This is a genomic window from Streptomyces sp. NPDC006326 (genome assembly GCF_040612915.1).
Taxonomy (GTDB): Bacteria; Actinomycetota; Actinomycetes; order Streptomycetales; family Streptomycetaceae; genus Streptomyces.
This window is the reverse complement of the sequence record NZ_JBEXRC010000056.1, coordinates 35,483-46,431: the sequence shown is the minus strand read 5'-3', so window position 1 is coordinate 46,431 and position 10,949 is coordinate 35,483. Positions and strand designations below refer to the sequence as shown.

The 10,949-nt window shown below is 73.0% G+C and carries 11 protein-coding genes; 6 read left to right on the top strand and 5 right to left on the bottom strand.

Features of this window, described 5'->3' with window-relative positions; all coding sequences use genetic code 11:
- Nucleotides 1-43: 43 nt before the first annotated feature.
- From thiE to ABZ128_RS31155, 3 genes are all read left to right on the top strand, one after another.
- Nucleotides 44-688, top strand: coding sequence for a thiamine phosphate synthase (gene thiE / locus ABZ128_RS31165; RefSeq protein WP_356852693.1), 645 nt, complete (start codon nucleotides 44-46; stop codon nucleotides 686-688).
- 90 nt (nucleotides 689-778) lie between these two features.
- Nucleotides 779-1,696 carry a methylenetetrahydrofolate reductase [NAD(P)H] gene (gene metF, locus ABZ128_RS31160; protein ID WP_356852692.1) on the top strand — a complete coding sequence of 306 codons (918 nt, stop codon included), beginning with the start codon at nucleotides 779-781 and terminating at the stop codon, nucleotides 1,694-1,696.
- A gap of 51 nt (nucleotides 1,697-1,747) precedes the next feature.
- Entirely contained in the window at nucleotides 1,748-2,695 is a 948-nt protein-coding gene (locus tag ABZ128_RS31155) for a hypothetical protein (protein WP_356852690.1), read from the top strand.
- 44 nt (nucleotides 2,696-2,739) lie between these two features.
- Here ABZ128_RS31155 and ABZ128_RS31150 read toward each other — a convergent pair whose 3' ends face one another.
- The 5 genes from ABZ128_RS31150 to ABZ128_RS31130 all read right to left on the bottom strand — a co-directional run bounded on the left by ABZ128_RS31150 (nucleotide 2,740) and on the right by ABZ128_RS31130 (nucleotide 6,981).
- Complete coding sequence (locus tag ABZ128_RS31150; RefSeq protein WP_356852688.1) at nucleotides 2,740-4,155, bottom strand: NAD(P)/FAD-dependent oxidoreductase; 1,416 nt, start codon at nucleotides 4,153-4,155, stop codon at nucleotides 2,740-2,742.
- 22 nt (nucleotides 4,156-4,177) lie between these two features.
- Nucleotides 4,178-4,810, bottom strand: coding sequence for a DUF4126 domain-containing protein (locus ABZ128_RS31145; protein WP_356852687.1), 633 nt, complete (start codon nucleotides 4,808-4,810; stop codon nucleotides 4,178-4,180).
- Nucleotides 4,811-4,925: 115 nt separating this feature from the next.
- Nucleotides 4,926-5,327 carry a DUF3040 domain-containing protein gene (locus ABZ128_RS31140; RefSeq protein WP_356852685.1) on the bottom strand — a complete coding sequence of 134 codons (402 nt, stop codon included), beginning with the start codon at nucleotides 5,325-5,327 and terminating at the stop codon, nucleotides 4,926-4,928.
- A gap of 327 nt (nucleotides 5,328-5,654) precedes the next feature.
- Entirely contained in the window at nucleotides 5,655-6,413 is a 759-nt protein-coding gene (locus tag ABZ128_RS31135) for a methyltransferase (protein WP_356852683.1), read from the bottom strand.
- Between the two features lie 73 nt (nucleotides 6,414-6,486).
- Entirely contained in the window at nucleotides 6,487-6,981 is a 495-nt protein-coding gene (locus tag ABZ128_RS31130; RefSeq protein WP_356852681.1) for an SAV_6107 family HEPN domain-containing protein, read from the bottom strand.
- 212 nt (nucleotides 6,982-7,193) lie between these two features.
- On the opposite strand from ABZ128_RS31130, the gene ABZ128_RS31125 reads away from it, so the two are divergent.
- From ABZ128_RS31125 to ABZ128_RS31115, 3 genes are read left to right on the top strand one after another with little or no spacing between them, the layout of a single operon-like run.
- A complete protein-coding gene (locus tag ABZ128_RS31125; protein ID WP_356852680.1) occupies nucleotides 7,194-8,066 on the top strand; it encodes an ATP-binding cassette domain-containing protein in 873 nt (290 codons plus the stop codon).
- The gene (locus tag ABZ128_RS31120; protein ID WP_356852678.1) at nucleotides 8,038-10,128 is read left to right on the top strand and encodes a YhgE/Pip domain-containing protein; all 2,091 of its coding nucleotides are present in this window, start codon (nucleotides 8,038-8,040) and stop codon (nucleotides 10,126-10,128) included. Before ABZ128_RS31125 ends, ABZ128_RS31120 begins: the two co-directional genes overlap by 29 nt.
- A 28-nt stretch (nucleotides 10,129-10,156) precedes the next feature.
- A complete protein-coding gene (locus tag ABZ128_RS31115; RefSeq protein WP_356852676.1) occupies nucleotides 10,157-10,780 on the top strand; it encodes a TetR/AcrR family transcriptional regulator in 624 nt (207 codons plus the stop codon).
- Nucleotides 10,781-10,949 lie beyond the last annotated feature (169 nt).

The window sequence follows — 10,949 nt, the reverse complement described above, 5'->3', positions numbered from 1 at the left end:
CGGGCCGGGCGGCCCGCACACCGCGCCACCACGGGGGGTACCCATGTCCGCGAACGCCCAGCTGTCCGATGCCCGGCTCTACTTGTGCACGGACGCCCGCAAGCGGCAGGGGGACCTCCCCGAGTTCCTCGACGCCGTCCTGGCCGGCGGGGTGGACATCGTCCAGCTCCGCGACAAGGGCATGGAGGCGGGCGAGGAGCTCGAACACCTCCGGGTCTTCGCCGAGGCCGCCCGCCGGCACGGCAAGCTCCTCGCGGTGAACGACCGCGCCGACGTCGCCCACGCCATCGGCTCCGACGTACTGCACCTCGGCCAGGGCGACATCCCGGTGCCCGCCGCCCGCGCGATACTCGGCGGGGGAGTGCTCATCGGGCGCTCCTGCCACGCCGAGTCCGAGGTCGACGCCGCCGTCGCGGAGCCCGGCGTGGACTACTTCTGCACCGGCCCCTGCTGGCCCACCCCCACCAAGCCCGGCCGCCACGCCCCCGGCCTGGAGCTCGTCCGGTACACGGCCTCCCTCGCCCAGGACCGGCCCTGGTTCGCCATCGGCGGGATCGACGCCGGCAACCTGGACGAGGTCCTGGACGCCGGAGCCACCCGCGTCGTGGTCGTCCGCGCCCTGACCGAGGCCTCCGACCCGGGCGCCGCCGCGGCCGAGCTGGCCAAGCGGGTCCGGGCGCGCGTCTGACACGCAGGGCCCCGGCGGCGGGTGTCCAAAAACGTGTCCACACTGCGGACGCCGCTTCGGCGTCCGCGACCCCCCGTCTAACCTGCCCGTATGGCCCTTGGTACCGCTTCCACCTGGACGGATCGTGCACGCACGGTCCGTGACCTTCTGGCGTCCGGGGATCCCTCGTACTCCTTCGAGTTCTGGGCTCCCAAGACGGAGAAGGGCGAGCGCAACCTCTGGAACGCCCTGCGCCGCATCGAGGCGGTCTCCCCGAGCTTCGTCTCGGTCACCTACGGGGCCGGCGGCTCCACCCGCGGCGGCACCGTCAAGGCCACCCAGCAGATCGCCGCGGACACCACCCTGACCCCCGTCGCCCACCTGACCGCCGTCGACCACTCGGTGGCCGAGCTGCGCCACGTCATCGGACAGTTCGCGGACGCGGGCATCCGCAACATGCTGGCCCTGCGCGGAGACCCGCCGGGCGACCCCATGGGCCCCTGGGTGGCGCACCCCGACGGCGTCCACTACGCCGCCGACCTGGTCCGGCTGGTCAAGGAGTCCGGCGACTTCTGCGTCGGCGTCGCGGCCTTCCCCGACATGCACCCGCGCTCGGAGGACTGGAGCACGGACATCCGGCACTTCGTGGACAAATGCCGCGCCGGGGCGGACTATGCGATCACCCAGATGTTCTTCGATCCGGAGAACTATCTGCGGCTGCGCGACAGCGTCGAAAAGGCAGGCTGCGAGACCCCGATCATCCCCGAGGTCATGCCTGTTGTGAACATCAGGCAGCTCGACCGGCTGCCCCAACTCAGCAACGCGGTCTTCCCCCAGGCCGTGAAAGAACGCATGCTCGCCGTCAAGGACGATCCGGCCGCTGTACGCTCCATGGGGATCGAGTTCGCCACGGAGTTCTGCGCGCGGCTGCTGTCCGAGGGTGTCCCAGGGCTGCACTTCATCACGCTGAACAATTCCACGGCGACTCTCGAAATCTACGAGAACCTGGGCCTGCACCAGCGGGCCTGATCGGCCGGCCCCCCTTTCCTGGGCGGTTGGCCGTACCGAGAGGTGCCACGCATGGGAATGACGGTCCTCTACATCGCGTTCGGTTTCGTCGCGCTGTGGCTGCTTGCCGAGGTCCTGATGCAGTACAAGGCCCGGCTGCGCTGGCGCCTGCTCGCCTTCGCCGGGTTCCTCGGCGTGGTCGCCGGGGTGGTGCTGCCCTCGGTGCTGGTCATCGCCGTGGGCGCGGCCGCCTTCGCCGTGGGGCAGACCCTGGTCACGCTGTCGTTCCGCAAGGGCTTCGTGGCCGGCTGGGCGCTGCGCCGCGGCGGTCAGCCCGTACGCCAGACCCGGCGGCGCCGGGCGGGCGGTCCGCGACCGGAACCCGCGCTGGAGGTGACCGCGCTGGAATACGGGGCCGAGGGGCCGGACGGGGCCGGCGTGGAGGCCGACGAGGACTCCGAGGACTCCGACCGCTCCCCGCAGCCGCAGTTCCAGGCCGCGACCGAGGAGTTCTACAGCCCGGAGCCGCTGCCCGAGGACACCGGCTCCTACGGGATACAGAGCTTCGCCCCCACCGCGGACGCGGGGCAGGCAGCCGCCTTCACCCCCGCGTTCAGCGCGGCCGAGCCGGACGCGCACCAGTACGCCCCCTACTTCGACGCGCAGGCCTACGACCCGCAGTCCCAGGGCGGCTACGACTACTCCGGCTACCCGGGAGGCGGGGAGCAGCAGGTCTACGCCGCCTACTCCGACCCGTACATCGGCACCGGCGGCGCGGTCATCCCGCCGCAGCCGTACGACTACACCCCGTACGGCTCGGGCTACACGCCGGACCCCTACGCGAGCGCGGGCGGCCAGCAGTCCTACTCGATGGACACCCCGCCGGGAGGGGTGTGGGTACCGCAGCAGCGGGACGTGGCCCAGCCGTACCCGGGCGAGGAGCAGGGCGGGTACCCCCAGCAGCAGCCGCAGCAGTACCCCTACCAGGGCACCGGGGAGTACGAGCAGTACCGCTACTGAGGCCCGTCACCGCTGCTCCGCCGGAGCGGAGCAGCGGGGGCCGCTCACTGCGAGCCCTTGAAGCCCGCGCCCTCCACGATCAGCCCGGCCACCAGCGCCCCGGTCATCCCGGCGTGCGCGAGCCCGCCGCCCGGGTGGGCCCAGCCGCCCGCCAGGAACAGGCCGGGCAGGGCGGTGGTGTTGGCGGGCCGGAGCAGCCGGCCCCCGGCCCCAGCCAGCGCCGGCGGCGGCACCGCGCCGCCCAGGGCGCCGGTGGCGGCCTCCACATCGGCCGGCGTACGGGCCTCCCACCACAGCAGCCGCTCGCGCAGGCCCGGCACGGCCCGGGCGGCGAGGGCGAGCAGCGCCTCCGGGTCGGGGGCCTCGTCCGTGCCGGCCGCACCGCACACCGCACTCAGGGTGACGGCCTCGTGGTCCGCGTCGGGGCGGGTGGCGGGGTCGTCGGGGCGCAGGACGGTGAGCAGCGTGTCCGGGGAGTGGACCAGGGTGCGGTGGACGGCGTCCGCGGGGCGCGCGCCGCGCAGCGCGAGCAGCAGCGTGTACCGGCTCGCCACCTGCCGTCCGTCCGCCGGGACCCCGCCGGAGGGCAGGGGCACCCGCAGCGGCCTCGGGTCGACACCGCAGACCACGAAGTCGGCGGCCGCCTCCGTGCCGTCGGCCAGCAGCAGCCCCGCCGCGCGGCCCTCCCGCTCCAGGACCTCCCGTACCGGCGCGCCGAAGACGAAGGCCACCTTCCGCTCCAGGCAGCGCTCGTACACGGCGGTGGCCAGCGCGCGCATCCCGCCGCGCACGTACCAGCTGCCGAAGGTCTGCTCCATGTACGGGAGCACGGCCGCGGAGGCGGGCGCGGTCGCGGGGTCGATCCCGTACGCCTGCACCCGGGCGGTCAGCAGCTCCCCGAGCCCGCCGCCCAGCTCGCGCGCGGCCACCTCGGCGAGGGTCGGCGGGCGGCGGCGCAGCAGGCCGCTCCTGCGCAGGGCGGGGTAGGGGTCGCGGCCCAGGACCTGCCAGTCGGGCCGCAGGGGCTCCTCCAGCAGGGGGCGGCGGGTGGCGTTCCAGGCGTCCCGGGCCCGGCCGAGCACCCCGTTCCAGCGTTCCCCGGCGCCCGCGCCGAAGGTCTGGTCGAGGACGGCGGCGGCCCCGCCGCGGGAGGCCCCGGGGAGGGTGAGCTCCGTCCCGTCGGCGAGGACGTGCCGTAGTGCCGGGTCGAGCTGGACCAGCTCGGCGCAGTCCTCCAGGGGGCGCTTGCCGGTCTTGACGAACAGGTCGCGGTAGACGGCGGGCAGGTGCAGCAGGCCGGGACCGGTGTCGAAGGCGAAGCCCTCCCGTTCGTGGCGTCCCAGGGAGCCGCCGTGGCCGGCGCTCCGCTCGTACACCGTCACCTGATGCCCTGCCACGGCCAGCCGGGCCGCCGTGGCCATCGCGCCCATCCCGGCGCCGATCACCGCAATTCGTGCCATGCGGATGACCTTATCGAGGCGGTCACCAGGGCGGTGGCCCGGCCCGTCCCGGGATCCGGCCGCCGTCCGCCAGCCGCTTCTCCTCCCGGCGCTGGGCGCGGCGGCGCAGGAAGCGGCGGATCCTGCTCCAGAGGAAGACCAGCACGGCCAGACCGGTGGCCAGCAGGACGGCCGCGATGATCGCGGCGGCCGTGGGGTGGAACACGGCGAAGGTGACGATGCCGGCCACACCGAGGTCCTCGGCGGTGCTCAGCACGATATTGCTGAAGGGCTCGGGGGAGGTGTTGACCGCCATCCGGGTGCCGGCCTTGACGAAATGGCTGGCGAGCGCGGTGGAACCGCCGACGACGCCGGCGGTGATGTCGGAGAGCGAGCCGCTCTGGCCGGCGAGCAGCGCGCCGACCACGCCGCCGGCGACCGGCCGGATCACGGTGTGCGCCGTGTCCCAGACGGTGTCCACGTACGGGATCTTGTCGGCCACGGCCTCGCAGAGGAACAGCACGGCGGCGACGATCAGCACGTCGGTGCGTTGCAGGGACGCGGGGACCTCGTCGGTCAGTCCGGTCGCGCCGAAGACGCCGAGCAGGAGGACCACGGCGTAGGCGTTGATCCCGCTGGCCCAGCCGCTGGTGAAGACCAGGGGGAGCACACTCACCCGGTCATCATGACGCACGATCAGGCCCGGGCACAGTGCGGAGCGGGGAGAGGGCGGAACGGTGAGGGGACGGCCGCCCTGCGGCGGCCGTCCCCTCACCCGTGTCTGCGTGGAGCTAGTGCCCCTGCTCGTCGCGGCGGCGCTGCCACCGCTCCTCGATCCGGGTCATCATCGACCGACGCTGCCGGTTGCGGCCGTGGGCCGCACCGCCTGCACTGCCGGAGACGGGGTGCTCGCCAGGCTTGGGTGCCTTGCGCCAGCCGGTGACCACGAGGACCGTACAGCCCAGCATGACGAGGAAGCCCACCACGCTGACCCAGAGTACGTTCGGGATGATCACACCGGTCATGAGGAGCGCGATACCCACCACGATGCCTGCGACTGCCTGGTAGACCCGTCGCCGGGTGTACGTACGCAGTCCGCTTCCCTCAAGCGCTGTCGCGAACTTGGGATCTTCGGCGTACAGCGCTCGCTCCATCTGCTCGAGCATTCGCTGCTCGTGCTCCGAGAGCGGCACGGGAGTCCTCCTCATCCGTCGGTCGCGGGGGGTAGCGACCAGGGGTCCCCTTCAGGATAGGCGGGGAATCGCCCCCATGACACCCGCCCCTTACGCCAGGTTCTGAAAAGCATCGCCTGTAAAAGCACTGCTTGGAAAGCACTGCGCGAAAACCGTACCGCCCGGGGAGCGGTCGCTGAGGCGCTTATTCCCCATTGGCCCGTTCCCCATGCCGATCACTGGGCACGATCATACGGGGCCGACGGCCGGTCCGGAGGGGTCCGCTGTTACTCCCTCGGCGGAAGCCCGGCAGTTCAGGCGGGGCCTGTGGAGGGAGTCGAGCGGAACTCAGGCGCGCTTCTCGCCGAGGACGTGCAGCTGCGTGGCGACCGCGTGGAAGGCGGGCAGCTCGGCCGCGGCCTCCTCCAGCCGCAGCAGGGCCTCGACCGCGCCCGGCTCGGTGTCGACCAGGACTCCGGGCACGAGGTCGGCGAAGACCCGGACGCCGTGCACCGCCCCGACCTCCAGGCCGGCTCCGGCGACCAGGCCGGTGAGCTGCTCGGCGGTGAAGCGGCGCGGTACGGGGTCGCCCGCGCCCCAGCGGCCGGCCGGGTCGCCGAGTGCGGTGCGGGCTTCGGTGAAGTGGCCGGCCAGGGCGCGGGCGAGCACGGCCCCGCCGAGGCCCGCACCGAGCAGGCTGAGGGTGCCGCCGGGGCGCAGCGCCGCCACCGCGTTGGCCACGCCTTCGGCCGGGTCGTCCACGTACTCCAGCACGCCGTGGCAGAGCACCACGTCGTACGCCTCCCGCTCGACGACGTCCAGCAGCCCCTGGGCGTCGCCCTGCACGCCGCGGACGAGGTCGGCGACGCCGGCCTCGGCGACCCGGCGCTCCAGCCCGAACAGGGCGTTCGGGCTGGGGTCGACCACGGTGACCCGGTGGCCCAGGTGGGCCACCGGCACGGCGAACTTGCCGGTGCCGCCGCCGGTGTCGAGCACGTCCAGCACGTCCCGCCCGGTCGCCTTCACCCGGCGGTCGAGTGCCTCCTTGAGCACCTCCCACACCACGGCGGTGCGGAGGGAGGCACGGGGGCGGGAAGTGTCCGACACGGCTGATGGCTCCTCGGCGCGGTAGGGGTTGGTTCTGCGTCCCCCACCCTATTGCCTTCGGCAGTCGTGCAGCTCATCCCGCGTCCGGACGCTCCGCACGGGGCTGCGGCACGGTCTGCGGCAGGGTCTGCGCCACCGGCTGGAGGGCGAGCATCCGCTCCACCAGCCGCAGGAACATGGCGACGGCGCGCACCAGGTCGTCCGCGTCCCGGGCGGTCGCCGCGTCCGGTATGCCCGCCTCCGCCCGGGCCCGTCGGGCCGCTCCGGAGGCGAACAGAGCGCTCCACTCCGTCAGCTCCGGCGCTATCTCCGGCAGTACCTCCCACGCGCTGCGGATCCGCGGCCTGCGCCGCCCCTTCACCGGATCGGGCCGTCCGCGCGCGGCGAGCACGGCCGCGGCGACGCGCAGCGCGGCGAGGTGGGCGGTGGCGTACCGCTCGTTGGGCCGGGGCAGCCGGTCGGCCTCGGCCAGGCCGCTGCGGGCCTTGGCGAGCAGGTCGAGCGCGGCCGGCGGTGCCGACGACCTGCGCGGGACGGGGTGGACAGGGGACGGGGACGGTGTGGCCATGACGAACCTCCTGTCGTTGCGTGCGGTGCGGTGGCTCTGCTTCTGCTCTGTTGCCGCTGTACGTGCCCCCATCGTGACGTGCCCCACTGACAATCGCCCCGACCTGCACTTTTGCCATGTCTCGGGCGGCAACTTGCTTGCTGGGTACACGCGGTGCGGCAGAAGGTGCTAGTTTTTGAACTGACCAGTCAGTTCAAAAGGAGGGGGAGGGCGTGGACAGCCCGCACGGCGCGGCCGTCAAAGCCGAGAACTTCGGACTCAAGGGCCCGCGCGGCTGGGTGTTCCGGGGGGTGGGTCTCGACGCGGGACCCGGCTCGCTCATCGCCGTCGAAGGCGCCTCCGGCAGCGGCCGGACCTGCCTGCTCCTCGCCCTGACCGGCCGCATGAAGCCCACCGAGGGCCACGCCGAGGTCGCCGGCCACCGGCTGCCGAAGCGGATGACCGCGGTCCGCCGGATCGCCGCCCTCGGCCCGGTCACCGGGGTCAACGACCTCGACCAGGCCCTGACCGTCGCCGAGCAGCTGCGCGAGGGCGCGCTGCTCCAGCGCCGCTACGAGGGACCCGTCCGGGCCCTGCTGCGCCCGCGCGGCGAGCGCCGCGCCGGCTCCACGGCCCGGATCGACGCCGCCCTGGCCGCCGCCGGACTGGACCTCGCCGCCCTGCCCAAGGGCCCGCGCACCTCCGTACGCGACCTGGAGCGGCTGGAATCCCTCCGGCTGTCCGTGGCCATCGCCCTGATGGGCTCGCCCCGCCTGCTCGCCCTGGACGACCTCGACCTCAAGCTCACCGAGGCCGAGCGGGCCGAGGCCTGGGAGCTGCTCCGCTCCATCGCGGCGGCCGGCACCACCGTCCTCGCCGTCTGCAGCAAGGCCCCTGACGACGTGACGGTCCTGCGTACGGGTGCAGCGGAAGCCGGCGCCCGTACCGGCGCCGGACGGGCGACCGAAGGCACCGAAGGCACCGGCGGCGCACCCGACGAGGAAGCCGGCGACCCCGGCACCACCGAAGACCCCGGCACCACCGACCACACCGACGACACGAAGAAGGGGACGGACGATGCGCTCGCCGAAGCTCGCCGCGCTTGAGCTGAAGCGGTTCGGGCGGGGGAAGCTGCCCGCCGCCGCTCTCGTCGCGTTGCTCCTCCTCCCGCTGCTCTACGGCGCGCTGTACCTGTGCTCCTTCTGGGACCCGTACGGCCGCCTGGACAAGGTGCCCGTCGCCCTCGTCAACGCCGACCAGGGCGCCACCGTCGACGGCAACCGCATCGACGCCGGCGGTGAGATCAGCAGGAAGCTGCACGCCAGCAAGACCTTCGAGTGGCACGACGTGAGCGCCGAGGAGGCGGCCAAGGGCCTGGAGCACGGGACGTACTACCTGTCCCTGACCATGCCCGCCGACTTCAGCGCGAAGATCGCCTCCAGCTCCGGCGCCGACCCGGCCACCAGCGCCCTCCAGGTCCGCACCAACGACGCCAACAACTACATCGTCGGCTCGATCTCCCGCACCGTCTTCTCCGAGGTGCGCGCGGCGGCGTCCACCAACGCCTCCCGCGGCTTCCTCGACAAGATCTTCGTCTCCTTCTCCGACCTGCACGACAAGACGGCCGAGGCCGCCGACGGCGCCGACAAGCTCAAGGACGGCGCCGGCAAGGCCCAGCAGGGCGCCAAGGACCTGGCCGACGGCCTGGACACCGCCGAGGAGAAGACCGGCGAGCTCACCGGCGGGCTGAAGAGGCTCGAATCGGGGGCGGGCAAGCTGGAGACCGGGTCCAAGGACGTCGCCGACGGCACCCAGGCGCTCGCCGACAAGGTCAACGGCGCCGCCGACAAGGCCCGCCCCTTCCTCAAGGACCCCAAGCAGGTCGCCGACGCCGCCGTACTGGTCGCCGACACCGCCAAGGTCGTCAACAACCACCTGGACACCTTCGCCAAGAAGGCCCCGGCCGCCGCCACCGTCACCCAGCGGGTCTCCACCGAGGCCTCCGACGTCTACGCCAAGATCTGCACCGCCGGCGCCAAGCCGGTGCCCGCGACCTGCCCCCAGCTGAAGAAGCTCAAGGACGACGCCGCCGAGGGCGCCACGCTGGCCGGTGACGTCAACAACCTGGTCAAGGACGCGAACGGCGACCTCGGCAAGCTCCGCCGGCAGCTGACCGACCTGGAGAAGCAGGCCCGCGACCTCGCCAAGGCGGCCCCCGGCCTGTCCTCCGACCTCGACGCGGCCGTCACCAAGGTCAACGCCCTCAACACCGGGGCCCACAAGGTGGCGAGCGGTGTGGCCCAGCTGCACACCGGCCTCGGTACGGCCTCCACCGGCTCGGGCAAGCTCGGCGAGGGCGTCGGCAAGCTCGGCGACGGCGCGCACCGCCTCGACGGCGGCATGTACAAGCTCGTCGACGGCACCGGGGAACTGGCCGGCGGCCTGCACAGCGGCGCCGAGAAGATCCCCGACTACGACGAGCAGCAGCGCGACACGCGGACCGAGGTCATGGCCGACCCGGTGAAGCTCGCGAACCAGTCGCTGCACAAGGCGCCCAACTACGGCACCGGCTTCGCCCCGTACTTCATCCCGCTCTCCCTCTGGGTCGGCGCAATGGTCGCCTACATGCTGATCGCTCCGCTGAACAAGCGGGCCCTGGCCGCGGGCGCCTCCCCGTGGCGGATCGCCCTCGCCGGCTGGCTGCCCGTGGCCGGGCTCGGGGTGGCGCAGGTGGGCGCGCTGATGTCCGTACTGCACTGGGCCCCGAGCCTCGGCCTCCAGATGGCGCACCCGGCGCTGACCATCGGCTTCCTGGTGCTGGTCACCGCCTGCTTCGCCGCGATCGTCCAGTGGCTGAACGCCAAGTTCGGTGCGGCCGGGCGGATCCTCGTCCTCGCCGTCCTGATGCTCCAGCTGACCTCGGCGGGCGGTACGTACCCCGTTCAGACCAGCCCGGACTTCTTCAACTGGATCCACCCGTACCTGCCGATGTCGTACATCGTCGACGGCCTGCGGCGCCTGATCACCGGCGGGGACCTCACGCCGGTCTGGCAGGGCTGCGCGGTCCTGGCGGCGTTCACGGTGGGCTCCCTCGTCCTCACCTCGCTCGCGGCGCGCGGCAAGCAGGTGTGGACGATGGACCGTCTGCACCCGGAACTGAGCCTGTAAGGACGCGTGACCTGTGACAATCAGCGCCATGAACAGCAGCAGCACCGCGGCCGGCGGCCGGCGGCAGGCGACCCGCCAGAAGCTCTACGAAGCGGCCGTCACCCTCATCGCCGAACAGGGGTTCTCCGCGACCACGGTCGACGAGATCGCCGAGCGGGCAGGTGTCGCGAAGGGCACCGTCTACTACAACTTCGCGAGCAAGAACGAGCTCTTCGAGGAGCTCCTGCGGCACGGCGTCGGCCTGCTCACGGCCTCGCTGCGGGACGCCGCGCAGGAGACGGAGGAGCGGGGCGGCAGCCGGGTGGAGGCACTCGACGCGATGATCCGGGCGGGCCTCGTCTTCATCGACCGCTACCCGGCCTTCACCCAGCTCTACGTCGCCGAACTGTGGCGCACCAACCGGGCCTGGCAGTCCACGCTGATGGTGGTCCGGCAGGAGGCCGTGGCCGTCGTGGAGACGGTGCTGCGGGAGGGCGTGGAGCGGGGGGAGCTGAGCGCGGAGATCGACGTGCAGCTGACCGCCGCCGCCATGGTGGGGATGGTGCTGGTGGCCGCGCTGGACTGGCAGTCCTTCCAGAGCGAGCGGTCGCTGGACGACGTGCACTCGGCGCTGTCGCTGCTGCTGCGGGGGCGGGTCGGCGGGAACTGCTGAGGCGGTGACCCGATCGGCGGTGCCCTGCACCGCGCGTGCGGCGTAGAACTGGTGGGGCGCCGCAGCCGCCCGCCTGAGTACCCGTACCTAGCCGGGGAAATGAGTACGCGCGCGGATGGGCCCCCACCTGCACGAACGTCAGACTGGGGGCAACGGACAGGAGACCCGG